The 23,944-nt window shown below is 68.1% G+C and carries 27 protein-coding genes and 1 tRNA gene; 15 read left to right on the top strand and 13 right to left on the bottom strand.

The annotated features are described in order from the left end of the window. Positions 1-9: 9 nt before the first annotated feature. The 4 genes from ON30_RS08430 to ON30_RS08415 all read left to right on the top strand — a co-directional run bounded on the left by ON30_RS08430 (position 10) and on the right by ON30_RS08415 (position 2,067). A complete protein-coding gene (locus ON30_RS08430) occupies positions 10-348 on the top strand; it encodes a hypothetical protein (protein WP_040705547.1) in 339 nt (112 codons plus the stop codon). Next, positions 345-845 carry a MerR family transcriptional regulator gene (locus ON30_RS08425; protein ID WP_083911239.1) on the top strand — a complete coding sequence of 167 codons (501 nt, stop codon included), beginning with the start codon at positions 345-347 and terminating at the stop codon, positions 843-845. Before ON30_RS08430 ends, ON30_RS08425 begins: the two co-directional genes overlap by 4 nt. Before the next feature lie 457 nt (positions 846-1,302). After that, on the top strand, positions 1,303-1,635 hold the full coding sequence (locus ON30_RS08420; protein WP_040705545.1) for a YnfA family protein: 333 nt from the start codon (positions 1,303-1,305) through the stop codon (positions 1,633-1,635). Positions 1,636-1,854: 219 nt separating this feature from the next. Beyond that, a complete protein-coding gene (locus ON30_RS08415) occupies positions 1,855-2,067 on the top strand; it encodes a hypothetical protein (protein WP_040705543.1) in 213 nt (70 codons plus the stop codon). A gap of 779 nt (positions 2,068-2,846) precedes the next feature. Here ON30_RS08415 and ON30_RS08410 read toward each other — a convergent pair. After that, complete coding sequence (locus ON30_RS08410; protein WP_040705540.1) at positions 2,847-3,233, bottom strand: YbaB/EbfC family nucleoid-associated protein; 387 nt, start codon at positions 3,231-3,233, stop codon at positions 2,847-2,849. A gap of 116 nt (positions 3,234-3,349) precedes the next feature. On the opposite strand from ON30_RS08410, the gene ON30_RS08405 reads away from it, so the two are divergent. The 4 genes from ON30_RS08405 (at position 3,350) to ON30_RS42225 (ending at position 6,093) form a co-directional block, all read left to right on the top strand. Beyond that, on the top strand, positions 3,350-3,673 hold the full coding sequence (locus ON30_RS08405) for a hypothetical protein (RefSeq protein WP_040705538.1): 324 nt from the start codon (positions 3,350-3,352) through the stop codon (positions 3,671-3,673). Further along, the gene (locus tag ON30_RS35990) at positions 3,670-4,881 is read left to right on the top strand and encodes a WXG100 family type VII secretion target (RefSeq protein ID WP_051029087.1); all 1,212 of its coding nucleotides are present in this window, start codon (positions 3,670-3,672) and stop codon (positions 4,879-4,881) included. The genes ON30_RS08405 and ON30_RS35990 overlap by 4 nt, the downstream gene beginning before the upstream one ends. Positions 4,882-4,939: 58 nt before the next feature. Continuing rightward, positions 4,940-5,434 carry a hypothetical protein gene (locus ON30_RS38925; protein WP_157183661.1) on the top strand — a complete coding sequence of 165 codons (495 nt, stop codon included), beginning with the start codon at positions 4,940-4,942 and terminating at the stop codon, positions 5,432-5,434. A gap of 311 nt (positions 5,435-5,745) precedes the next feature. Beyond that, positions 5,746-6,093 carry a tetratricopeptide repeat protein gene (locus ON30_RS42225; protein ID WP_373282516.1) on the top strand — a complete coding sequence of 116 codons (348 nt, stop codon included), beginning with the start codon at positions 5,746-5,748 and terminating at the stop codon, positions 6,091-6,093. Here the strand turns inward: ON30_RS42225 and ON30_RS08390 are convergent. Continuing rightward, a tRNA-Ile gene (locus ON30_RS08390) sits at positions 6,053-6,126 on the bottom strand. The two genes, ON30_RS42225 and ON30_RS08390, sit on opposite strands and share 41 nt — an antisense overlap. A gap of 105 nt (positions 6,127-6,231) precedes the next feature. On the opposite strand from ON30_RS08390, the gene ON30_RS08385 reads away from it, so the two are divergent. Continuing rightward, positions 6,232-6,663, top strand: a complete 432-nt coding sequence (locus ON30_RS08385; protein ID WP_040705534.1) for a nitroreductase family deazaflavin-dependent oxidoreductase — start codon at positions 6,232-6,234, stop codon at positions 6,661-6,663. A 438-nt stretch (positions 6,664-7,101) separates the two neighbouring features. On the opposite strand, the gene ON30_RS40495 is transcribed toward ON30_RS08385, so the two are convergent. Beyond that, positions 7,102-7,497, bottom strand: a complete 396-nt coding sequence (locus tag ON30_RS40495) for a hypothetical protein (RefSeq protein ID WP_083911238.1) — start codon at positions 7,495-7,497, stop codon at positions 7,102-7,104. Between the two features lie 116 nt (positions 7,498-7,613). Between ON30_RS40495 and ON30_RS08380 the strand changes: the two genes are divergently transcribed. Both ON30_RS08380 and ON30_RS08375 read left to right on the top strand, forming a co-directional pair. Beyond that, positions 7,614-8,120, top strand: a complete 507-nt coding sequence (locus ON30_RS08380) for a UCP032817 domain-containing protein (protein WP_051029086.1) — start codon at positions 7,614-7,616, stop codon at positions 8,118-8,120. Positions 8,121-8,190: 70 nt separating this feature from the next. Next, entirely contained in the window at positions 8,191-8,631 is a 441-nt protein-coding gene (locus ON30_RS08375) for a hypothetical protein (protein ID WP_040705531.1), read from the top strand. A 68-nt stretch (positions 8,632-8,699) separates the two neighbouring features. Here the strand turns inward: ON30_RS08375 and ON30_RS08370 are convergent, their stop codons facing one another. The 3 genes from ON30_RS08370 to ON30_RS40920 are packed head-to-tail and all read right to left on the bottom strand — an operon-like array spanning position 8,700 to position 12,497. After that, positions 8,700-10,472 carry an SDR family oxidoreductase gene (locus tag ON30_RS08370; protein ID WP_040705529.1) on the bottom strand — a complete coding sequence of 591 codons (1,773 nt, stop codon included), beginning with the start codon at positions 10,470-10,472 and terminating at the stop codon, positions 8,700-8,702. Between the two features lie 31 nt (positions 10,473-10,503). Next, complete coding sequence (locus tag ON30_RS40925; RefSeq protein WP_040705527.1) at positions 10,504-11,607, bottom strand: PDR/VanB family oxidoreductase; 1,104 nt, start codon at positions 11,605-11,607, stop codon at positions 10,504-10,506. Beyond that, the gene (locus tag ON30_RS40920; protein ID WP_040705525.1) at positions 11,604-12,497 is read right to left on the bottom strand and encodes a metal-dependent hydrolase; all 894 of its coding nucleotides are present in this window, start codon (positions 12,495-12,497) and stop codon (positions 11,604-11,606) included. The genes ON30_RS40925 and ON30_RS40920 overlap by 4 nt, the downstream gene beginning before the upstream one ends. 231 nt (positions 12,498-12,728) lie before the next feature. On the opposite strand from ON30_RS40920, the gene ON30_RS08355 reads away from it, so the two are divergent. Next, positions 12,729-14,132, top strand: a complete 1,404-nt coding sequence (locus ON30_RS08355) for a WS/DGAT/MGAT family O-acyltransferase (RefSeq protein ID WP_040705522.1) — start codon at positions 12,729-12,731, stop codon at positions 14,130-14,132. 42 nt (positions 14,133-14,174) lie between these two features. Beyond that, a complete protein-coding gene (locus ON30_RS08350; protein ID WP_040705520.1) occupies positions 14,175-14,915 on the top strand; it encodes a glucose 1-dehydrogenase in 741 nt (246 codons plus the stop codon). On the opposite strand, the gene ON30_RS08345 is transcribed toward ON30_RS08350, so the two are convergent. Continuing rightward, a complete protein-coding gene (locus ON30_RS08345; RefSeq protein WP_040705518.1) occupies positions 14,912-15,928 on the bottom strand; it encodes a YdcF family protein in 1,017 nt (338 codons plus the stop codon). The genes ON30_RS08350 and ON30_RS08345 overlap by 4 nt on opposite strands. 152 nt (positions 15,929-16,080) lie before the next feature. Between ON30_RS08345 and ON30_RS40915 the strand changes: the two genes are divergently transcribed. Beyond that, on the top strand, positions 16,081-17,286 hold the full coding sequence (locus ON30_RS40915) for a DUF6745 domain-containing protein (protein WP_063719845.1): 1,206 nt from the start codon (positions 16,081-16,083) through the stop codon (positions 17,284-17,286). 18 nt (positions 17,287-17,304) lie between these two features. After that, on the top strand, positions 17,305-17,745 hold the full coding sequence (locus ON30_RS08335) for a DUF8820 family protein (RefSeq protein ID WP_040705516.1): 441 nt from the start codon (positions 17,305-17,307) through the stop codon (positions 17,743-17,745). A gap of 347 nt (positions 17,746-18,092) precedes the next feature. On the opposite strand, the gene ON30_RS08330 is transcribed toward ON30_RS08335, so the two are convergent. Genes ON30_RS08330 through ON30_RS08305 form a run of 6 tightly spaced genes read right to left on the bottom strand, consistent with a single transcriptional unit; the run spans position 18,093 to position 23,934 of the window. Then, entirely contained in the window at positions 18,093-19,577 is a 1,485-nt protein-coding gene (locus ON30_RS08330; RefSeq protein ID WP_157183660.1) for an MFS transporter, read from the bottom strand. A gap of 2 nt (positions 19,578-19,579) precedes the next feature. Continuing rightward, a complete protein-coding gene (locus tag ON30_RS08325) occupies positions 19,580-20,503 on the bottom strand; it encodes a hypothetical protein (RefSeq protein WP_157183659.1) in 924 nt (307 codons plus the stop codon). After that, the gene (locus tag ON30_RS08320; protein WP_051029084.1) at positions 20,500-21,465 is read right to left on the bottom strand and encodes a transketolase family protein; all 966 of its coding nucleotides are present in this window, start codon (positions 21,463-21,465) and stop codon (positions 20,500-20,502) included. Before ON30_RS08320 ends, ON30_RS08325 begins: the two co-directional genes overlap by 4 nt. Then, positions 21,462-22,319 (bottom strand): transketolase, encoded by an 858-nt coding sequence (locus tag ON30_RS08315; RefSeq protein WP_040705512.1) that lies wholly within the window; start codon positions 22,317-22,319, stop codon positions 21,462-21,464. The genes ON30_RS08320 and ON30_RS08315 overlap by 4 nt, the downstream gene beginning before the upstream one ends. Further along, a complete protein-coding gene (locus ON30_RS35985; protein WP_169334892.1) occupies positions 22,319-23,161 on the bottom strand; it encodes an NUDIX hydrolase in 843 nt (280 codons plus the stop codon). Before ON30_RS35985 ends, ON30_RS08315 begins: the two co-directional genes overlap by 1 nt. A gap of 14 nt (positions 23,162-23,175) precedes the next feature. Further along, a complete protein-coding gene (locus ON30_RS08305; RefSeq protein ID WP_218006241.1) occupies positions 23,176-23,934 on the bottom strand; it encodes a guanylate kinase in 759 nt (252 codons plus the stop codon). Positions 23,935-23,944: the final 10 nt, after the last annotated feature.

The raw sequence follows: 23,944 nt of genomic DNA, 5'->3' as shown, positions 1-23,944 counted from the left end.
CGTGAAGACATGACCGATGACCTGCACGAACAGATGACGAACCTGTCCGCGTGCACCCTGCCCACCGCCGAACGCCCGACCCGCCTCGCCGAATTCGACCAGTTCTTCACCCACTCGGTGACCGCGACCGCCCGACCGACCCCGACGCGCCTCGAACTGCGGCTCACCCGCGACGGAGACGCCGAGTCGATCGGACGGGACCTGACCGCACGCGAATCGGCCTGCTGCTCGTTCTTCACCTTCACCTTCGTCACCGATCCCAAGGGGACGATGCTGCGCATCGAGGTGCCCTCCCAGCACGTCGACGTGCTCGACACCCTCGCCGCCCGCGCCGAGGTCCGACGATGAGCGCCGGATTGCGCAGCGGCGAATTGGCGGCCGCGGCGGGAGTGAACGCGCAGACCCTGCGCTACTACGAACGCCGCGGCCTGCTGGCCGAACCGGACCGTTCCCTGGGCGGACACCGGCTGTATCCGGAGCAGGCGGTGACGGTGCTGCGCGTGATCAAGGCCGCCCAGCGACTCGGATTCACCCTCGACGAGGTCGCCGAGTTGGTGAACGCTACGAGACACCGGCGCGCCGAGACCGGATTGCAGGCCCGCGCCGCCGCGAAACTCGCCGAGATCGACAGCAGACTGGCCGAACTCACCGCGGTCCGCGACACCCTGCGCGCGGCATTGGCGGCCGGTTGCGACGACCTGGTCACGTGCAGCGAAAGCCCTTGCTGTCCGGTTCCTTTCGATTCCAGCGGTGGGCAGCTTGCCCGCACACTGCCCCTCGCTGGTGGATGCCGATCGGGCTCGGGGCAGCGCTGTGCGCAGTGTGCTGCTCCGCTCCGATCCTGACCGCCGCCGGAATGCTGGGCGGCGGCGCGGTCCCGACCGGAACGGGGTGGCTGGAGCCGCTCGGGTTCGTCCTGGTCGGGGGCGGGGTGGCGGGGCTGAAACGGTCGCGCGGCCATTCTGCTTTTGGAACCCGCACGGACGCGGTAACCGGTTGCTCAAGCGATCGCGGCGGCCCGGCACGCCAGGTACCGGCCACCCGGACGCGGTAACCGGACACCGCGGCGGCCCGACACACCAGATACCTACCGCCCGGACTCGGCAACCGGTCACAGCGATAGTCGCAGCGGCAGCCCGGCACGCCGAGTGCCGACGGCCCGGACGTGGTACAAGGCGCGACCACGGCCCGGAACGCCAGGCACCTGCCGCCCAGCCGCGGCTATCGGTCGCGCGGGTGTGCGATGCGACCGCGCGAGCACCACCACGGTCTCGCCGCATACCACACCGTAGGCTGCCGACCATGACCGTCGTCCGTTCCGTCCTGTTGTTCGTGCTGGCCGCGGTCGCCGAGATCGGCGGCGCGTGGCTGGTCTGGCAAGGCGTCCGCGAACATCGGGGATGGGCGTGGATCGGCGCGGGCGTGATCGCACTCGGCCTGTACGGGTTCGTCGCCACCCTGCAACCCGACGCGCACTTCGGTCGCATCCTGGCAGCCTACGGCGGAGTGTTCGTCGCCGGATCCCTGCTGTGGGGTATGGCCCTGGACGGCTTCCGCCCCGACCGTTACGACGTCACCGGCGCGCTGCTGTGCCTGGCGGGCGTCGCGGTCATCATGTACGCGCCCCGCCCCTGACTCGACCTCGGGGCATCCGCGCTCGGACCGCGCCCCCTCGACATCCCACAGCAACATGCGACGCAACCCCCGTAGTGGTGCTTGCCTCATTCGTGGGCACGAACGGAACAGACTCTCCCCTACCGTCGCCGCACAGGCCGCGCTCATCACCCGGCCGGGAAGTCGGCCGTCACAACGTTTCCGACCTATCTTGTCGGTGCCCTTGTGCACCATGTCGGCATGGAAAACGCAACGCCCGCCGAGAAGCCCTACCAGGACACCTACTTGTCCGTACAGACCCTGAGCGAGCAACTGGCCGCGTACTGGGCCGACAACCGACTGATCGCCCCCGACGGCGTCGACATCGACGAACTGATGACCCAGGTCGACCTACACCTGTTCGCCGCCGAATCACTACCGCGGCCCGAATTCGGCCGGGTGCAAACCCGATAACCAAGAAATGGGCGGACCGCGAATCCACCGATATCTACGCATAGGGCGATCGCGCGTCGGCTCGGACGAGGAGATCAGCAACGCGGAGCGAGTCTTCGATGCCGAGAACGGAACTCACGTCTACGTCTGGTCAGCACATTGCACTCGGCGACGTGAACCTGCGCGTGCTCATTGCCCTCATGCCGGCATCGACTTCGCGTCAGCAGTTGTACACCCATCTCGGCTGCCTGACCGGCCGGCTACACGCGTCCATACCGCTGGGTCAGGCGCTCGAAGAATAGGCGGCCCGGACCGTAAAGGTCCGACCCCGCCGAAGGCTCGGCCCGGACCGTTGTTCTGATCCGGAACCACTTCGATCACGAACGGCGCGATGGCCCCGGCGGAATCACTGGGGCAGGAACACCGAAACCATCGACATCGAGTTCGCAGCGCCGGGCGACACGCCCGACTGGGGGAACCTCTACTCCTCCGGCAACCCCGTTGCCATCGCCTGGTACTTCATCGCCCCGACCCTCGCCTCGGCCCTCGCGGTGTACCTGTCGAAGGAAGCATTGCGACCGGGGCAACGCAGGCCAGATGGCTCTGCGGATAGCCGTGCAAGAGCAACAGGGGCGGACCGTCCCCGCACAGCCACAGCGGCCCCCAACCCGTGACGGTTCACTGGACCATGAGCTGGCCGAGTTGGTCCGCCGGTACTTGGTGGCGGTCGACGAGCGAGACAAATAGCGGCGCATCGGCGTCCGGTGTAGCCGGTCGCCGGTGTCGGTGATCGGCCGCGCTCAGCGAAACCACCCCTGGTTGCGGCGTTCGTTGAGTTCTATGAGCTCGTCCTCGCTGAGCTCATCTTCTGGAACATGCTGCCGCGCAGTCATCCTCACCGGATTCGGTGCGGGCTGTTCGGAAGCGATTTCGATCGACTCGACCGCTGCGGCTATGCGTGGGTCCGCCGTCAGTTCGTCGAGGCGTTCACGCACGTTACTACGGGCCTTGTCCAGGGCATCGTGCGCGAGAGTGGTGATGAGCTTGCCGAGTTCGACCCCGTAGGGCGTGACGCTCTCATCGATGCGAACCGCTTCGAGCGTTCCATCCGCCCGGACATCGACTGCCACGCCGTATCGTGACTCGGTGAATCGGTCCGTGAGCAGCGCACGACGCACGGCGTTCATCCGATCGGTGATCGGGTCTGTATCACTGTTGCTCGGATATGGCGGCACGGCACACTCCCGATGTCGTCGGATGGTCGTGTTAGCGTAGCGAAATCGCCGATGGGGAGAGGATCGCGATGGCCGACGACCTATACGTAGAGCAAGCCGCACTCGAAGGAATGATCGGAGCGTTCGACGGCTCCCAGGGGGTCCTCAACGCCTTGCCGACCGAGGGCTTCATCGCTGCGATCGAGCCCGCGTTGCCGGGGTCGGGCCTGGGGGCTGCCTTCATGAGGGCCGGTGTTCGGGCAAGGCTCAGCGTACGAGGAGTTGCCGTGCAGCTCAGAGAGATCAACGACGCCGCGACCGCGAGCATCGCAGCTTACAACGCACAACAGGCGGCGCAATCGAAGTCACAGGGCGAGTTGGCCGAGGCCGGCCCGCTGGATGGGCCTCGATGAGTTCGCTACCTCCGACGAAGTCGGAGATCCGTCAGTGGAACTTCGATTCGCTGACCGAGCAGGGTAACGAGTGGGCCCGCGGCGCGGAGGCGGTTACGACCGAATACAGCGCCATCAATCAGCAGCTCGCCGACTCTCCTGGATTTTGGCGTGGCGGGGCCGGGGATGCCATGCGCGTCAAGGGCGAGGAAGCCAAGACCTCGCTGTCCAAGGTGGTAACGGCCTTCGACAATGCTCAGCCAGCCGTCGCCCAGATCGTCCAGATCCTTGGTTTCGCGAAGTCATCAGCTGTGAACGCTATCAAGGCTGCCGAGGATGAGCGATACACCGTCGCCGACGACGGGGCAGTCAGCTATTCCAACGATGTTGTCTCGTGGCTGGCCGCGGAGAAGGGTAAGTCGCTCGAGGTGGCGAAGGCTGCCCTCGACCAGGGGCAGCGTCAGCACGAAGACGCGATCAAAAAGTCGCTGAGGGAGGCGGGCGATGCTGCGAGTTCCGCCGGTGAAGCCATTATCAAGGTTTTCTCCGACGTTCCCATTCCACTCGGCGCAGACCTCGAGATGATTCTCTACACGTACCAAGTCAACCCTGATCAGCAGAAAATGACAAAATGGCCCAGTGAAGATTTTGTCAAATGGGTAAACCGGTTCAATCCCGGCTCGGACATCGCACAGAAGGATGTGACTGTCAGCGAGGCGGAGATGTTGAACAATTTAAGCCTCATGGACCAGTACAAGTTCTATCAAATCAGCGAGGACGCCAGCGACACCGCGGAGCGCCTGTTTCCGGACAGGAAGGTGGAGAACCAGTACGACGGAAATTTCCAGGACAACCACGCCGACGCTTTCCGGCACGCATACTGGAATGCCATGCTGACCGAGGAGTTCGGCGCGGAGTGGACCGAGGAATACACATCCAAGCATGAGGGCCGAGAAGACAACCGAATGAGTCGCGAAGCCATGGACCTGTACAACAACGAACTCGGCCGAAGAATTGCCACTGAGAATCCAGGACTCGGTTCGGCTGGATTGCAGAACAAGATCATCGAAGCATGGAACGCCGGTGATGGGGTCGTGATCGATCAGAACGGCAACCTCGCCCGGCCGAAGGGAACCACTCTCGGGTACGAACCGCCGACCGCGTTGATCGATCAGCAGCAATCACTGCCAGGGTCCCTGATTCCGGACAACAAGCCGTCTCCCAAATGACCACCTGGGCCGACGTGCGTCGAAACCTCCTAGGAGTGTGGTGCGTACCCGCAAACGAATGAGAGCCCTGCTGCTGGTCTCCGTAGCGAGCGTAGCCTTCACCTCGGTCGCCGGGTGTGGTTCCGCATCGGACGGTGAACAAATCACCGTTCAGGACGGGAACCCCGCGTTGACGGCGGCTTTCGCTCAACTTCTGAACGAAAGGCGAACCGCCCGGCTCGGCGATCTCGTCGCATCATCCGGTGCTCAAATCGGTCCGTGGGATCGCATGTACAGCTTCAGCTCCCCCAATACCAGCGACAAACTCAATCGAACCCTGGGAACGAACGGAGCAGTGTGGACCGGGCTGCATACCCACTCCGAATCTACAACGCAGGTATTCGTGCACGATGGAAAAGTCGTCCTTGCCTATGACGACAGGCAACGGGGCCCGATCGTCGAGCGGCTGACCTACGCCACACCGGACTCGACCGTGAGTCCGAAGTCGGCCGTATCCAAAGGCATCGGCGGCGACCAAACTATCTGGTACCTGGAGGTGCAGGGATTCTCGTGAGCGCACCCGCTGCCCAGAAAGTGTCTCCAAGGGAGCCGGGCCGACTGCCGGTCGGTGAGCGCTTCGGTTGATGTATCCGTAATCGCAGCTGGCGACGGCCAGGTGCAGATGGTGGGTTAGTTCCCGGGTGCGGTCGCCCGGTCGAGCCTAGTGTGGGTAGGGGCCGAGTTCGGATTTCGAGCGGCGATGCACGGGGGTGGGGTGGTGAGTCATTCGATGACCTCGCGGGTGGTGGTGCCGACGGCTGTGACGGCGATCGTGTCGACCGGGCTCGCGGTCACGGTGAATCTCGCGACTGAGGTTCGGGATTCGTGGTGGTTGTGGTTGGCCTTGGCGCTCTCACCGCGTCGGGCTTCGCTGTGTCGCCGTACTCAGCCACCGGGCACTTCGATCGTGCGATCGACCTGCTCGAACGCACGCTTGCCGACCGCACACACATCCTGGGACCTGACCATCCCGACAACCGCGGCCTCGAGCGCCACCATCGGCAATGCGCTTCGTCGCGCAGGTTCACTGCACGAGACCACCCTCACCGACCTCGAACCGCGTCCCGCACCACCTCACGACCAACGCGGCGTGCCCTACAACCAGCGCTCAAGCCTGTGACCAGGGTGTTTGTGGGGCGGGCGGGGCTCGAACCCGCGACCAATGGATTATGAGTCCACGGCTCTAACCGACTGAGCTACCGCCCCTGAGCCGCGTCGAGCGGCGGTGGAAGCCTACCGGGTGGGGTGGGGCGGGTGCCAGTCGGTGGGGAATAGGGTGGGGTGGTCGGTGATGCTGGGAGAGGTGGGTCCGTGAGCAGTCTGTTCGTGAACGTTCTGAAGGTGCATCAGTGGGTTTACGAGAGGAGTGGGGGTTTGGTCGGGCATCGGGTGATGTTCGGGAATCCCACGTTGCTGTTGCGGACGGTGGGGCGCAAGACCGGCCAGAAGCGTACGGCGGCGTTGACGTACGGGCGGGACGGGGGCGACTTTCTGGTGACGGCGTCCAACGGTGGGTCACCGCGGCCGCCGGGATGGTTGGCCAATGTGAAGGCCGGACCGGATTGCGAGATTCAGGTTGGGCGGCAACGGATTCCGGTCACCGCTCGGGCTACTTATCCGAGTGATGCGGACTACGAACGCCGGTGGCGGATCGTGGACGAGGTGAATCACGGGCGTTACACCGCGTATCAGGAGCGGACGAAGCGCCCGCTCGCGGTGGTGGTGTTGACGCCTAGGACCTAACGGGGCGTTCGGCGACCCGGCGGTCGGCGTCGTCCCAGGCGGGTTGACGGGAATCGGTTGCGTCCCAACGGCTGTCGTGGGGCGACCTGCTCGCGAACTGGACCACGGCGAAGACGAGCAGGAGTACGACGGCGATCACGCCGACGACTATCAGTGTTTGCACGGAGGAACTGTAGCGTTCGCCGCACCACATCGGTGTGCCGCGTGGTGAGATGTCACAAACGGCACGGGTATGTAATCAGAGTGTGCCCCACCGCAGTTCGGGTTCCGGCGGCATCGCGGACCGGGTGGGGGCTGGTTCACCAGCGGTTCACCTGGGATATCGCCGTTCGGTTGCCCGGGAGGTGTGGGCGGCGGGCGCGGCGGGCGCGTTGTCAACGGGCGTGGACGCCGGGTTCCCGGTCGGACGGGCTCACCGGGGGGCGCGCACTTCGAAGCTCAGGATCCGCCACCGCAGCTGCTGCCGCCTCCGCCGCAACTGCTGCTGCTACCGCCGCCACAGCTACTGCTGCTCCCCCCACCGCAACTGCTGCTACCACTGCCGCCCCCGCAACTGCTCCCCCCGCCGCAGCCGCTGTTGTCGGATCCGCCGGAACCCCCGCCGCACCCTGGCGGGTAGTCCGTGCCGCCTCCGCAGCCGGAGTGGTGGTGATGGTGGGTTCCGTGGCTGCCCGCCGCCCACTGCCCTTGCTGACCGCCGAAGAAGCCGTTGCCGCCGCCCAGGGGGCTATTGGAGCCGACCTGTTTGACCAGGTAGATGACGAAGGCCACGATCGCGCCGATGAGCAGGGTGAACAGCAGCACGATGAGGACGATGCCGATCAGGATGGACATGTCGCGAATGGTAACGGTGTTCCTACAGGTCTTCAGCGCGGCGAACCGCCGGTAGCCCCGCGGTCGTACAGTGAGTCGTGGTGGTTTTTCGCTCTCGGGATCGGTCGCGGCGCCGGATGGACCTGGGTGAGGTCGACCGGGCGGTGGCGGCGTTGGCGCTGCCGGAGGCGGTGTTCAAGACGTGTCCGTGGGAGCCGCGCGAGCTGGTGGAGACCGGTTTGCGGCAGTGGTTGCGCTGTTGCGGCGCGGCGATGCGCGACGGGCAGGTGATCGGGATGCCCTCGCACGCGGTGGACGAGGCGTGGCACGGGTTGATCCTGTGCACGGAACGGTACGCGGCGTTCTGCGCGTCCGCTTACGGGCGGTTCTTGCATCACTTCCCCGACGGTGACGGGTACGTGCGACCGGGGGCGCGGCCGGGCGGGGGCGCGGGTTCGATGGCGGAGCAGTTGGGGCGCACGGTGGTGGCCTGGTCGATGGTGGCCGCGCCCGGGGAACAGGCCGTGTTGTGGGATCTGGACCGTCGGGTCGGGGTGGAGCATCCGTGGGGTGTGGACGCGGGGCGGGTGGCCGCGATCGAGGCCGAACTCGCACGGACAGCGGAGATCCCGCCGAGCCGTTGACCGGAGAGGGCCTTCCCGCGATCACGGTTCGTGGGACGACGCCGAGCCCACCAACGGTTTCGGGCTCGAGGTGTACGGGATCGGCGACGGTCTGCCCGCCGGCCTCGACACGATGGCCGTCGCGGGCTCGTGGCTGGGCAGGCTGGTGATGGATGTGTCGAATCAGGTGGCGAATCTGGGATTCCGCTTCGGCGACGTGCTGGAACGCTACGGTCTGCTCACCATGGCGCTGCCGGGCGTGGAGTTGCCGGGCGCGCCCGCGGCCTACCGCGCCGACGGTCAGGACCCGGTGGTGATGTTCGGGCTGACCGACGCCGAGGTCCCTGCCGCGGTCGCGGGCCCCTTGTCGCCGATCCGGCTGGTCAACGTCAAGTTGTTGACGATGGCCGAAGGCCGTTTCTGTGTGGAGAACGCCCGGGGCGGCACGTCCGCCCGCGACGAGTTGGCGCGCCGATTCGCCGAGCAGGGGCGGCCGCTGCGTTCCAGCCTGGACCGCCCCGCGGTCGTCTGACGCGAACCCTCCTCGCCCGACGCAAACCCTCCTCGCCCGACGCACGAACTCGGTCGCCCGACGCGGGCTCAGGTGAGTTTGACCCGCGCGGCGACGAAGCGCACGGCGGCGGGGGCGAGCCTGCTCAACTGGAGTTGGACGCGCGCCTCCGGGGTGACGGGGACGATGCTGCGGTCGCGTTCGACGGCTTTCACGATCTGCGCGGCGACCTTGTCGGGGGTGTAGCGGCGCTTGCGGTAGAGCTCGTCGTAGCGCTGTTGTTTGCGCTTCTCCTCCGCGGCGTCGACGCCGGCGAAGGCGGTGGCGTTGACGATGTTGGTGTGCACGACGCCGGGGCAGATGGTGTGCACGGAGATGCCGCGGCCGGCGAGTTCGCTGCGCAGGCAGTCGGAGAACATGTAGACGGCGGCCTTGCTGGTGGTGTAGGCGCTGAAGCCCTGCTGGGGGCTGTAGGCGGCCATGCTGGCGACGTTGACGATGTGTCCGCCGAGTCCGCGTTCGGCCATGGCGGCGCCGAAGGCGCGGCAGCCGTTGACCACTCCTCCGAGGTTGATCCGCATGACGCGGTCGAATTCGGCGGAGCTGGTGTCGAAGAAGCCGCCTGCTTGGCCGACGCCGGCGTTGTTGACGAGCAGGTCGGGGACGCCGTGGGCGGCGAGGACTTCGGCGGCGTGTTCGCGGACCTGGGCCTCGTCGGCGACGTCGAGGCGGTAGGGGTGGGCGAGTCCGCCCGCGGCGGTGATGAGTTCGGCGGTCTGTTTGGCGGCGTCGAGGTCGATGTCGGAGAGCACGATCTCGGCGCCGCCGCGGGCGAAGGCCAGTGCGGTCTCGCGGCCGATGCCGCTGCCCGCGCCGGTGATGACGAGCAGTTGGTCGGCGAAAGGCGCGGCGACGCGGCCGGTTTCGGCGCGACGCAGGCCGCGCGGCGGTTCGCCGCCGTCGAGGGTGTCGATGAGTTCGGTGGTGGCGGTGGCCAGCAGGTGCGGGTGCGAGAACGGCATCCAGTGGCCCGCGGGGACGTCGCGTCGCCAGAGACGGTCGGTCCATTTGGCCGAGTCGTCGTAGCCCGCGGGGCGCACGGCGACGTCGCGGCCCGCGACGATCAACTGCACGGGCACCTCGGTGCGGCGCTGCCGGGGCGCGAACATGCGGGGCAGGATGTTGGCGCGGTAGATGAGCAGGCCGTCGATGGCGTCGCGGCGGAAGGTCGGGCCGAGGGTGACGGTGTCGGGCGGGGTGTCGTTCATCAGTGAGACCAGGCGCTGCCAGCGCTTCTCCTTGGCGACGACGCGGAAGACGCGGTCGAGGCCGGGGGTCATGGAGAAGGCGGTGTAGCCGGAGGACATCAGCTGGGTCAGCGGCTGCCAGAGGTTGCGCGGGGTGGGGCGGGACAGTCTGGCGCGCACCCACTGGCCGAGGTGGTCGAGGTTGGGACCGGAGACCGAGGTGAACGAGGCGATGCGGTCGGCGGCGTGCGGTTCGCACACCGCTTCCCAGACCTGGACCGAACCCCAGTCGTGGGCCAGCACGTGCACGGGGCGTTCGGGGCTGACGGCGTCGGCGACGGCGAAGAAGTCGCGGGCCAGCGCGTCGAGGCGGAAGTCGGCGACCCGGTCGGTGCGGGTGGAGTTGCCGTGGCCACGGGTGTCGTAGGTGACGACGTGGAAGCGTTCGGTCAGCAGCGGGACGACCGCGTCCCACAGGCGGGCGGTGTCGGGCCAGCCGTGCACGAGCACCACGGTCGGGTCGGCCGGGTCGCCGTATTCGTAGACGGCGAGGTCGAATCCCTCGTTGTGGACGATCCGTTCCGTGCGGTCCGCGTCGATATCGATCGTCGTCATCGACTGTCTCCTGATCTGTGGGGTGCGAGTGTCAGAGGTCGAGTACCAGCCGTCCGCCCGCCGCGCGCGAGACGCAGACCAGCATGTCACCTTCGGCGTGTTCGGCCTCGGTGAGCACGGTCTCGCGGTGGTCGGGCGTGCCCGCGAGGACGCGGACGCGGCAGGTGCGGCAGAAGCCCTGGCGGCACGAGTAGGGCCGATCGGGTCGGCGGTCGAGGATGGCGTCCAGGGCGCTGCGGTCGGCGGGGACCTCGAAAGTCTCCCCGGTGGCGGCGATCTGTATCTCGAAGGGTTGTCCGTCGACGATGGGCGGCGGGGAGAACCGTTCGGAGTGCAGTTCGATGCCGCGGTCGCGCACGGCGGCGGCGATCGCGGCGGTCATCGGCGCGGGGCCGCAGCAGTAGACAGCGGCGCCGGGGCGCACGCCCGCCAGCAGGTCGGCGGCGTCGGGCAGGCCGTGTTCGTCGTCGGTGCGCACGCGCACGCGGTCGCCGAAGCGGGCGAGTTCATCGAGGAACGGGAGGGTGTCGCGGGAGCGGCCGGTGTAGACCAGCGACCAGTCCAGGCCGAGTCGGTGCGCGAGGCGGGCCATGGGCAGGATCGGGGTGATGCCGATGCCGCCCGCGACGAAACGCAGTGCGGTGGCGGGTGATCCGTGTCCGGGGACCGCGAACGGGAAGGCGTTGCGCGGGCCGCGCACGACCAGGGCGCTGCCGACGGTCAGGGTGTCGTGGACCTCGAGCGATCCGCCGCCGCCGTCGGGGATGCGCCGCACGGCGATGCGGTAGCCGCGGGTGTCGGAAGGATCGCCGCACAGCGAGTACTGACGCAGGCGACCGGAGGGCAGTTCCAGGTCCAGGTGGGCGCCGGGTCGCCAGCGCGGCAGTTTCGCCCGGTCGGGGGCTTGCAGCCGCAGGCTGAGGACGTCCTCGTCGCGGGCTTCCACGCGCCGGTCGGTGACTTCCAGCAGCAGGCGGCGGTCGTCGACGATCGGTTCGAGGGCGCGCCGGTTGACAATGGTCGACCAGGTCAGGCGCGCGGTGGCCACGGCGTGCAGCAGTCGCACGGCGCGGTCCTCGCGCTGTCGGCCGAACAGGTCCGCAGGGGGATGTTCGGGGACGGGGCGCGGGCTCACGAGGCCACGGCCCGCGCGGCGGGCGAGAGCGCGAGGTAGGCGACGGCTTGGGCGGTGGAGCCCACCGAGCCGGGGTCGTAACCGGGCCGCAGCGTCGAGATCGCGCTGCGCACCAACGAGGGCACGCTGGGCAGCGCGCCGCGCCACATCGCGGTGCTGATGTGGCCGAGCAGACGGGGGTAGCCGAGGTCGGGCAGGGCCGGGTCCTGGTGGATCAGGAATTTGGCGCCGCGGGCGACCAGGGTGAGGAAGACCGGGAAGACCAGCGCCATGACGGCGACGCGGCGCAGGTAGCCGACGCCGAAGTAGCAGGCGACGTCGTGGGCGACGTGGCGGTGTTCGACTTCCTCCGCGCCGTGCCAGCGGAACAGGTCGGCCACGCGCGGGTCGGCGTCGAAACCTTCGAGGTCGGCGTTGAGCACCCAGTCGCCCAGGTAGGCGAAGAAGTGTTCCAGGCAGGCGATGACGGCCAGGCGTTCGACCAGGTGTTGGTCGCCCGCGGCGGGGTCGGGGCCCAGGGTCCTGCGGAACAGGTATTCGGCTTGGCGCAGGTAGGGGGCGGGGTCGACGCCGTTGACGATCAGGACCTCGCGCAGCACCTTGTCGTGGGTTTCGGCGTGCATGGATTCCTGGCCGATGAAGCCGAGCATGGCTTCGCGCAGCTTCTCGTCCTTGACGTGCGGCAGCGCTTCGCCGTAGGCGGCGCAGAACATCCGCTCCCCTTCGGGCAGCAGCAGATTGAGCGCGTTGATGAGGTGGGAGGCGACGGGTTCGCCCGGCATCCAGTGCAGCGGGGTGTCGGTCCAGTCGAAACGGACGTCGCGGGCGTGCAGCGCCACCTCGCCGGGGTCGGTCTCGACGCGCGCGGCGCGTCGACGAAGTAGCTTCATCGGTACTCCTCGTTCTTTCGCGCCGAGGTCTCACCGGCGCGACCACACACATATTCCTGCGTGACTGTAGCAACGATCATACACATATATAGAACCTCTGGTAACACACAGAGCGTTCGTCATTCCGTCCGCGCAGGTGAACACCGTGATCAACAGCAGGCAGGCCCCTGACGTGCTCATTGTTCCCTCGAGGTGGGTGAAAACTGTAACGCGTTCTAGTAGAATCTCGCTATGGAACGATTGACAGGATTGGATGCCAGCTTTCTCTATCTCGAAACCCCCACCCAGCACCTGCACGTCTGCGCGCTGCTGATCCTCGACCCCGCCGCGAGCGAAACGCCCTACTCCTACGACACCTTTCGCGCCGAACTCGGCCGCAGGCTGTCGCTGGTCCCGCAGATGCGCAAACGCGTGGTCGAGGTGCCGCTCAACCTCGACCACCCCGTCTGGGTGGACGATCCGAAATTCGATCTCGACAACCACCTGCACCGCGTCGGCCTGCCCAGCCCCGGCGGCCGCGACGAACTCGCCGAACTCGTCGCCGACATCGCGAGCACCCCGATGGAGCGCACCCACCCACTGTGGGAGATGACCATCGTGGAAGGTCTGCCGGACGGACGGCTGGCGGTGGTGTGCAAATACCACCACGCCACCGTCGACGGCGTCACCGCCGCGGACATCCTGCTCGCGCTGTGCGACCTCGGCCCGGATTCGGTTCCCGCGACCGAGCCCAAGGACTGGGAGCCCGAATCGCAGCCCGCGGACTGGCGACTGCTCACCGACGCCGCGATCCGCATGCCCGCCAAGGCCGCCATCCTCGGCATGGTGCCCAAGACGTTGGGGATGCTGGCCGGCTTCGCGCACCGCAGGCGCAAGAACCAGCGCGGCATGGCCTTACCGCTCACCGCGCCGCGCACCCCCTTCAACCGCTGCATCGGCGCGCGTCGCCGAATCGCGTTCGCCGAGGCGAATCTGGACGCGATCAAGGAGATCAGGACCCGGTTCGACGTGACGGTCAACGACGTGGTGATGAGCGTGGTCGGCGGCGCGCTGCGCGACTACCTGACCAAGCACGACGAACTGCCGGACCGCTCGCTGATCGCCTCGGTGCCGGTGTCGGTGCACCGCACGACCCGCCATGACGACGGCATCAACAAGGTGTCCTCGCTGTTCGCCGAACTGGGCACCGACATCGCCGATCCGGCCGAGCGGTTGCGCGCGGTCGCGGCGGCCAATCGGGCGGCCAAGCGCGAACACGACGAGGTCGACCCCGATTTCCTGCGCGACCTGACGAATTTCGCGCCGCCCAACACCGCCCGCTTCGCCATCCGCCTGTATTCGCAACTGGGCCTGGCCGAACACCACCCGGTGGTGCACAACCTGGTGGTGTCGAACGTGCCGGGGCCGTCGGTCCCGCTGAACTTCCTCGGTCTGCGCATCGCGGGTCTGTACCCGTTCGGGCCGGTGTTCGACGGCGCGGGCCTCACCGTCACGGTGCTCTCGCTGGACGGCAACCTGGATTTCGGTCTGATCGCCTGCCGCGATCTGGTCCCCGACGTCGCCGTGCTGGCCGACGCCGTGCCCGTCGCCATCGATGACCTGCTGGTTGCCGCGCGCGAGGCCGACGAACTGTAACGTGTTCTACGTTCTGACATCGGCGAGCAGCGGAGGTCCGCGATGGGGCGGTTGACCGGCAAGGTGGCACTGATCAGCGGCGGAGCCCGCGGCATGGGCGCGGCGCACGCGCGCGCCATGATCGCGCAGGACGCGCGCGTGGTCGTCGCCGACATCCTCGACGAGGAGGGTGCGGCGCTGGTCGCCGACCTCGGCCCGAACGCCGCCTACGCGCACCTGGACGTGCGCGACAAACAGCAGTGGCTCGACGCGGTCGCCGACGCGGTGAACCGGTTCGGCGGACTGCACGTGCTCGTCAACAACGCGGGCATCGTCAACGGCAACCTGCTGGTCGATTTCGAACTCGCCGAATGGCAGCGCATCCTCGACATCAACCTGACCGGCACCTTCCTCGGCATGCAGGCCGCGGTGCCCGCGATGATCGAGGCGGGCAGCGGTTCGATCGTCAACATCTCCTCGGTCGAGGGAATGCGCGGCAGCCCCGGACTGCACGGTTACACCGCCACCAAATTCGCGGTGCGCGGGCTCACCAAATCCGCTGCCCTCGAACTGGCCCCGAAGGGCATCCGCGTCAACTCGGTGCACCCCGGCTTCATCACCACCCCGATGACCCAGGGCATCCCCGCCGACTTCCTCCAGATCCCGCTCGGCAGGCCCGCCGAGGCCGCGGAGGTCTCCGCCTTGGTCACCTACCTCGCCTCCGACGAGTCCTCCTACTCCACCGGCGCGGAATTCGTCATCGACGGCGGACTCACCGTCGGCGTCCCGCACAAGACCGGCTAGTAGGCGATCAGGGGCAGGTCGCGGACCGCGAGGGCGGCCAACGGCGGCAGCGCGGCGAGCACCAGGCAGGCGCTGATGTTGGTCCAGCGGTATTGCACCACCACACCGGCGAATTCGCGCAGGATCGCGGCGGGCAGGTAGTACATCGCGGTGTGCGAGCCGATGACCTCGGCGTCGAGACCGAGGGTGCGGGCCAGGATGGCGGTGCGCAGCACGTGGAAGTTGCTGGTGACCAACACCATGCGTCCCGCACCGCCGCGCTCGACCAGCAATCGCTTGGTGAACAACAGGTTCTCGTGGGTGTTGGTGGAACGGTCCTCGTGCAGGATCGCTTCCTCCGGCAGGCCGCGCTCGCGCAGATAGCGCGCCATCGCGTCGGCCTCGGCGACCTCCTCGTCGTCGCCCTTGCCGCCGCTGGTGACCACGAGTGGGCTTGCGCCCGAGGCGATCTCGTCGCGGTAGACGGTCAACGCGCGGTCCAGGCGTCCCGCCAGCAGCGGCGGGACATCGCCGCCGTCCAGGCCCGAACCGTGCACGACTATCGCGTCCATCCCGGATTCGTAGCCGAGGCGGCTGTAGAGGAATGCGTAGGTCAGGAAGGCGAGCAGCAGCATGCCGAGATAGCTGACCAGCAGCGTCGCCGAGGCGGTGGCGATCGCGGTCCAGAAGTTCCCGGTGACGAAGGCGATCACGAAACCCACGTAGGGCGAGAGGAATGCCGCGGCGACCACGAAGGGCAGCAGGGTGTGCACGCGCACGCCCTCGCGACGGATCAACTGCGCGCCGTTGACGATCAGCAGCATCGCGAACGCGAACATCAGCAGCGGGGCCAGCACCACCAGGACCAGCGCGAGCAGCGGTAGGACGTCCTGATCGCCCAGGGCGACCACCCACACCCCGGTGCACAGCACACCGAGCAACAGGAACACGCCGTTGCCGAGGCGACGGCGGTCGGAGTGGAAGCGCATCGCGAACACACCGAGCAGGCCGAGGCCGATGGCGAGCAGGATCACCCCGACACCGTAGCCGTTCGCGGCGATCGCCCGGCAACGTCGGTGCGAACACCCGCGGATCGGTGCGACTGTTGCGCGATCGGGCGCGGCCTGTCACCATCGGTGACCATGACTACAGGAAAGGCGGTCACCGCCACCCTCCGGTGAGCGCGGTGTCCCACACGTGGGTAGCCGCGAGCTACCATCCACTCCACGGTCACTCCCCCCTTCCCGAAGAACTGCTCGACGCGGCGTGCGTGCTGCGCGAGCGGTGGCTGCGGCGTGGGCTGTGCACCGATCCCTCCGATCGATCCACCGCGCGAGCGGCGGTCGCCGAACTGTATCGACTGATCGGCGAACCGGAACCCGAATTCCTCTGGGTTCCTTCCCCTCCGGCCGCCGTCACGGCGACCGCCGAGCACGGACTGCGCTGCGAGGTCTGGCAGCCGGGCGCGGATCTGCCCCACCTGCCGATGGCGGGCCGTCTCGCCACACTGTTCTCCGCCGCGCGGCACCGCATGGACCGGCGGATCGAGGGCAGCGGCAGCTCCTGCGTTCGCAAGGTCGTCTACCCGCGGCCGGTCAGGACCGTCGGTGCGCAGCTGCGCCGCATCGTCTACGACCCGCTGCGCGCGACCCTGGTCGACGGCGTGGTGGTCACGACCCGCACGCTGATGCCCGGAATCGCCACGGCGAGTATGGGTATCCCCTGGTACGGCCAACAGGAAGCCTATCGGTTCGGCTTCTACGACATCCTCCGCGAGATCGGCGCGACCCGCTACCGCGCCGAGGAGAACCACCTGCTCGACGTGCTCACGACACTGGCCGACACCACCGGTTGGTGGTGGTCCTACGAGCGGGTGTGCGTCATGGTGGAGCGGCCGCGTCTGTTGCACACCGAACCCACCCCGCAGGGCGCGTTCGGCGAACGACGACTGCACCACGACCGATCGCCCGCCCTCGAATTCGCCGACGGCGCGGCGGTGCACGTGCTGCACGGCACCATCGTGCCCGGGTGGGTGGTCACCGATCCCACCCCGGAACGGATCGGCCGCGAACCCAATGTCGAGGTGCGACGCTGCGCGATCGAACGCCTGGGCTGGGACGCCTACCTGGACCGGGCGGGGTTGCGCCTGCTCGGCGAGGCCGAGGACCCGGGCAATCCCGGACAGCCGTTGCGGTGCTATCGCGCGCCGGACGGTTGGGGATTCGCACACGGCAATCTCCTGGTCGCGGTGAACGGTTCGGTCGAGCGGGACGGCACCCGTCGCCGCTACGTCCTGGCCGTTCCGCGCGACATGACCGATCCCGTCCGGGCCGCCGCCTGGACCTACGGCCTCGAGGCCGCCGACTACTCCCGCCTGGTTCGCCGAACCTGAACTCCCCGAGGTGATCTCATGACATACAACACACTCGCCACCCTCACCGCCCGTACCGGACTCACCGTCCTCGACCATCTGGAACAGCAGGTGACCATCCCCGTGCACGACGGACTCCAAGCCCAGGGCGATCTGATGATCGTCCCGTTCGCACTGGTGGCCGCCGACATCCACCTGTTCCCGCAGGGCCGGTGGTCCACCGTGCCGACCCGTGGAACCGAGTTGCTGCGCGGCGCGGCGGGCGGCAATCCGCACACCCTGATTCCCGAACCGGGGCGGTGCCGGTGGACCAACGCCTTCACCGACCGCACCGGACTCGGGCTCACCCTGGTCGACACCGACGTCGTGGCCTACGTCCTGCACCCCGAACACGGCGCGACCGGACTCGCGCCTGGGCGCTATGTGATCCGCCGTCAGCGCGAACACGACGGACGCGCGGCTCGCTTCATCGCGGACTGAGTTGCGGCGCCGCTGATTCCGGTCCCGACGGCGCGGCCGACTCGGCGGCCCCCGACTTCTCGGAACGGCCCGCCTGTCCGGACGGCTCGGAATGCCGCGACGGGACCGCTCGGTTCTCTTCGTCCGATCCGGGACCTGTGGCAGTCATGTCGGGGACCAAAGGTGGTGAACCGCCGGTTACCGTTGCGGATCGCCAGGAGCGCAATAAGCTGGCAATCGATCCGCTACCCCGCATCGGCGGATCACCGACGCGATGGGCCAACGCACCGGAGCCCGAACAGCAATCGCGTTGCCGTGGTGCCGGGGAGGGCTGTCCTCCCTCCCCGGCACTCTGCGGGCAATCGTAGTCAGTCGGCGGCCGCCACCGCCGCCATATCGACCCGCTGTCCGCGACCCTCGTTGCGCAACAGCAGGATCGCCACCACGCCGAAAGCCGCGTACATGCCGCCCGCGACCCAGAACGCCTGGCGCAGCGCGTCCGTCGACATCGTGGGCGCGCCCGCGGCGTCGACGGCCGTCCGCGAGGTCAGCACGCTGGCGACCACCGCGATGCCGATCGCGCCGCCGACCGTGCGGCACACCGTGATCAGGCCCGAGATCAAGCCGGTGTCGGATCGGCTCACCCCGGCGACGACCACGATGCTGACGGTGATGTACCACAGCGGGGTGGCGATGCCCACCACGACGGCCGGTGCGACCGTGTGCAGCCAGACCCCGTCGCCCGAGATCCCGACGGCGAGCAGGGCCATGCCGCTCGCGCCGATGACGCCGCCGAGCACGACCGCCCAACGCGCCCCGAAGGCCGGCACCACGACCTGCACGAGCAGCGCGGCGAACAGGCCGACAGCCGACATCGGCAGCATGAGCAGACCGGTCTTGGAGGCCGAATAGCCCAGGCCGTTCTGGAGATACAGCGACAGCAGGTAGAACAGCGCGTAGAAGCCGGCGCAGCCCAGCGCCGCGACCAGGCTCGCGCCGATGACGGTGCGCGAGGACACGACCGGCAGGGGCACGAGCGGCTGTCTCGCGATCATCGCCTCGTGCACGAATGCGTAGGCCAGCAGCGCGAGCGCCACGGCGAACAACGTCAGCACCCGCACCGAAGTCCAGGCGTGCGAATCGGTTTCGGTGATCGCGTACACCGCGACGGCCACGCCGAGGGTGACCGTAGCCGCGCCGATCAGGTCGAAGGAGGCGGGTTCGCGGTCCGGGCGCAGGCTCGGCACGCACCGCGGGGTCAGCAGCAGCACGACCAGGCCGATGGGCAGGTTGACCAGGAAGATCCACCGCCAGCCCGGCCCGTCGGAGAGCAGGCCGCCGACGGTCACACCGAGGGAGGTGCTGATCGCGCCGGTCGCGCTCCAGATCGTGATCGCCTTGGCCCGACCCGCGTCGACCGGGAAGATGTCGGTGACCAGCGCCAAGGTCATGGGCGCCAGTACCGCGGCGGCCAATCCTTGCACGGCCCGCGCCGCGATGAGGATCTCGATGTCGGGGGCCGCCCCGCACACGACCGAGGCCAGGGTGAACGCGCCCAGTCCGATCATGAACATCCGCCGGTGGCCGAAGATGTCGCCGAGTCGGCCGCCGACGAGCATGAACCCGCCGAAGGTGATCAGGTAGGCGTTGATCGCCCAGGAGATGTTGTCGCCGTTCGCGCCGTCCAAGCCGCGCTGCATGGCGGGCAGCGCGGCGTTGACGATGGTGATGTCGAGCAATTCGATCAGGCCGGCCAGGCAGACCAAGACCAGCGCCAGTCGCTGTCTCCCGGTCCAGGGGCGGTCGCCGTCGTCCGCGGTCACCCGGTCGACGGCGTCGGTTCGATCAGCCACGATCACTCCCCCTGGTGGTGGTCGGCCGCCCAGCGGGCCGCGAGTTCGGCCACAGTGGCGGCGTCGAACTCGGCGACGACGTCGGGGAGGTCGTGCGGGATCAGCCCGGCCGCCAAGACGTGACGGTGGCGGTCCTCGGTCGCTCCCGCCTCGGTGACCGCGCGCAGCGCCGCGTCCAAGTCGAGGGTGTGGCCGTGGCGGCGGCGGGCCTCGAGCAGGGCGCGCAGGCGTTCGCGGCCCGCGGACGGCAGACCGGCGAGCAGGGTGTCCGCTTCGAGGTCTTCCGAACCGGCGAGATCCTCGAACACCAAATCAGGTTGCGCCGTGGTGCTTCCCAGGAGCGTGAGCGCCTCCTCCCCGCCGAGGACGTAGACATCGCGCAGCAGGTCGGCGGGTTCGTCGGAGGTGTGCACGAACGAGATCATCCGGTTGGTCATGCCCAGTTCGGTGCGCAGTTGCCCCGGACGGCGTTGCGCGGCGTCGGAGGAGCCCTTGTCGACGGCCAGTCGCGTGGTCAGCGGGATCTCCCCCGACCCGGGCACTCGACGCACCAGCAGACAGCGCGAGGGCAACCCCTGCGACAGCAGGATGTGCAGGCGCATCCGGTCGGTGGTCGCCTTCACCCACGGGTACTGCCACAGTTGGTGCGACCGCGCGGCGTCGAGTTCGGTGTCGAAATGGGCGACCACGGTCAGTTGGCGCCGGTCGAGGAAGCGGCGCACCCGCGTCATCCGCCCGGTGAGCAGTGCCTCCGGTTTCACCACCACCAACGCGAGGTCGAACAGGTGGCCGTCCGGGACGAGGGACAACGCGGTGCGGGCCAACGGATCTCGCGCGTAGACCTCGGCTTTGCGCGGCAGTCGTGTCAGGGCCGACCAGCGCTCGATCAGCGGGGCCCGCACCGCGGCGGTCGATGTCGGACTCATGCGCCCAGCAACGTGCGCGACAACTCGCGCAGGCGGTCGGGCCCGATCCCGTAGTGGGCGAGCACGTCGAGTTGCGCGCCGTTGACGATCGGTTCGTCCGGGATGCCCAGGCTGCGGAACGGCAAGGTGATCCCGTTGTTGAGCAGCGCGCCCGCGCACGCCTCCCCCAGACCGCCGTGCACGCTGTGCTCCTCGAGCACGATCAGCGCGCGCACCTCGCGGGCCACCTCGAACAGCGTCGCGGTGTCCAGGGGACGAACGGTCGGGACGCTGAGCACGGTCGAGGCGACGCCGTCCGCGGCCAGCAGATCCGCCGTGGCCAGCGCGACGGCGACGGTCTCGCCGGTGGCGACGAACCCGATGTCACCGCCCGTGCGCAACCGCGTGGCCGCGTCCAGGCGGACGGGGCCGTGTCCCTGCGGGTGCACGCAGGCCAGCGGACGTTTGCCCAGTCGGATGTAGACCGCCTCGGGCCGTGCGGCCGCCTGCCGGATGGCGGCCTCGGCCTCGCAGTTGTCGGCGGGCGCGATCACCGGAACGCCCGGCATCGCGCGCAGTGCCGCGTAGTCGGCGATGGAGTGGTGCGAGGCGCCCAGCGCGCCGTAGCTGATGCCCGCGCTGATCCCGATGAGCCGCACCGGATTTCCACCGTAGCTGACGTCGACCTTGATCTGTTCGAGCGAGCGCGCGGTGAGGAAGCAGCCCGGGGAGATCACGAACGGCTTCTTCCCGCAGGAGGCCAGGCCCGCCGCGACGCCGACCAGATTCTGTTCGGCGATGCCGACTTCGACCATGCGGTCCGGGAATTCGGCGGCGAAGGGCGCGAGTTTGCCGGAGATGCGCGAGTCGGCGGTCAACACCCGGATGTCGGGATCGCCCGCGGCCAGGTCGCGCAGGGTGCGGTCGAGCACCTCCAGATTGGGGATCCCCGAAGTGGGCGGGGCGTCCAGGATCTCGGTCATCGGTGGTTCCTCAGTTCGGCGATGCGCGCCGCGACGTCGCGCTGCGCGATGCGGTACTCCTCGTCGGAGGGCACGCGGTGATGCCAGCGGATGTCGTGCTCCATGTAGGAGATCCCGCTGCCCTTGACGGTGTCGGCCAGGATCATCGTCGGACGGCCGGGGACGGCGGGCACGGCCGACAGCGCCGCGTCCAGGGCGGCCACGTCGTGTCCGTCGACCTCGCGCACCGACCATCCGAAAGCGGCGAATTTCTCCGCCAGCGGTTCGGAGTTCATGAGTTCGGCCGTGGTGCCGGCGATCTGGTATCGGTTGCGGTCGACGATGGCGACCAAGTTGTCCAGTCCGTAGTGGGCCGCGCACATGGCCGCCTCCCACACCGAGCCCTCGGCGAGTTCGCCGTCACCGAGCAGCACGAAGGTGCGGTAGTCGAGCCCGTCCTGTTTGCCCGCGATGGCGATCCCGGTGGCGATGGACAGCCCGTGTCCGAGCGCGCCGGTGGACTGTTCCATCCCCGGCACCTTGCGGGTGACGTGGCCGATCAGGTCGGTGCCGAAGCGCAGGTAGGTGTCCAGCAGCGACCGGTCGAAGTAGCCCGCGCCCGCCAGCACGACGTAGAGCGCCTCGACGGCGTGGCCCTTGCTCTGGATGTAGCGGTCGCGGCCCGGGTCCTCGATGGTGTCGGGGGTGACCCGCAGGACGCGTTCGTAGAGGACGGTGAGGATGTCGACGCAGGACAGGCTGCCCGCCATGTGCCCGTTGCCCGCGTTGCGGATGAGATCGATGATGTCCATGCGGTACTGCGCCGCTTTGACAGCGACTTCCACATCATCGGCGATGACGGTTTCTGCGGCCATCAGACTCCCTTTCTGAGACCAAGGAGAACATCGTGAACGAGACGGTCGTCCTTGGTGATCCGGCGGTGCCGGATCAGGAAATCCAGGACGACGAGATTGCAGTCCGGCTTGAACCGGTCCGTGGTGGTGACGATGTCGAACAGATCGTCGGTGGAATACAGCTCGAATTCGGAGACCTCCGAATCCATCGGATAAGGCACGAAATCGACCGGCAGTTCCAGGTCGAAGACGTGGTCGACGTCACGGAAGATGACCTGCTCGTGTTCCATGAACATCGTCACCGCGCTGGCTTCGCACATCGCGTTCGCCAGTTCGGGTTTCACCCCGGCCTCTTCCCAGGCCTCCTTGCGGGCCACCGTCTCCGGTGCCATCGAGGTGGCGATGCCGCCCGCGGCCATCTGGTCGAGTTTGCCGGGGAAGGTGGGTTTGTCGGCGGCGCGGCGGCCGACCCACATCAGGATCTCCGCGCCGTCGCGCACGTAGCCGTTGACGTGCGCGCCGGTGTTGATCAGGCCGAAAAGCCTGGTGACGGCCCGTTCCATCTGCATGACGACAGGCCCGTTGGGGTAGGGGACGATGTCGTAGAGCTCACCGCGCCACCCCGTGACCACGCCGCTGTCACGCCAGCGCCCCCCGAGTTCGGCGAGCGCGACCGTCCGTTCCAGCGGAGTGCGCAAGTCGGGGTCGAGTTCGACGTACTCGGCGTTGAGCACGAATCCGCGCTCGCCGCGCAGCAGGTCGAGCAGATCCCGGTTGATCCAGCCGAGGTGGAAGCCGCCCGCGACGAAGGGCAGGTAGCGCCGCAGGTCGCGGGTGTTGCACAGCGCGCCCCAGTCGTACACCTCGCGACATCCCATCAGCTGTCGGTTTCGTCGATGTCGGTGAGGCGCCTGCCCGCCGGATCGTAGTAGAACAGCATCTGCCGCCGGTCCTTCATCGTTTCGTAGAGCGCGCGCAGGTCGGGATTGCGCGCGAGTTTGTGCTTCTCCGATTTGAGGATTCCGCGCAGCGTCTCCAGGGTTTCGTCGAGATCGTGATTGGTGACGTGGTAGTCGTGCATGTCCACATACGACAGGTCCTGCACGCCCATGTTGAATTTCAACTGCAATTTCGCGCCCTGGTCGCCGGGCCTGCCGGTGAGCCGATCGCGCAGCACGGCCAGCGAGGGCGGGGCCACGAAGACGCCGACGACCTGCTCGGGAAAGGCCCGCTGGAGATTCAGGTACAGCTGCGGGGTGTAGTCGAAGAGCAGGTCGCGGCCGTGCGCGATGGCGTCGAGCAGCGGCTGACGCGGGGTGCCGCTGTAGTAGCCGGGCTGCGGGTTGACCCACTGCGCGAGTTCGTCGTTCTCGACCATCTCCCGGAAGCGCTTGCGGGTGACGAACTCGAAGAAGTCCTCGTCGTCCACGCCGGAGGCCGGGTCGGGGGCGCGCCTGCCGCGGGTGGTGACGTTCTTGATGTAGCCGATGTCGGGGTCGGCCTTGCGCCACATCCGGATCAGCGTGCTCTTGCCCGTGCCGCCGGGGCCGGACAACACGAAGAACACACTCGACGAACGTCCGTCGAGTTCGGTCTCCATATTCGCCGCGACGGCCGCGGGCGGGATGATCGTCATCGCTCTCTCT

Source organism: Nocardia takedensis NBRC 100417 (assembly GCF_000308695.1).
Classification (GTDB): domain Bacteria; phylum Actinomycetota; class Actinomycetes; order Mycobacteriales; family Mycobacteriaceae; genus Nocardia; species Nocardia takedensis.
Note: the sequence above shows the minus strand (reverse complement) of the source record. Positions and strands in the feature narration are given on the sequence as shown.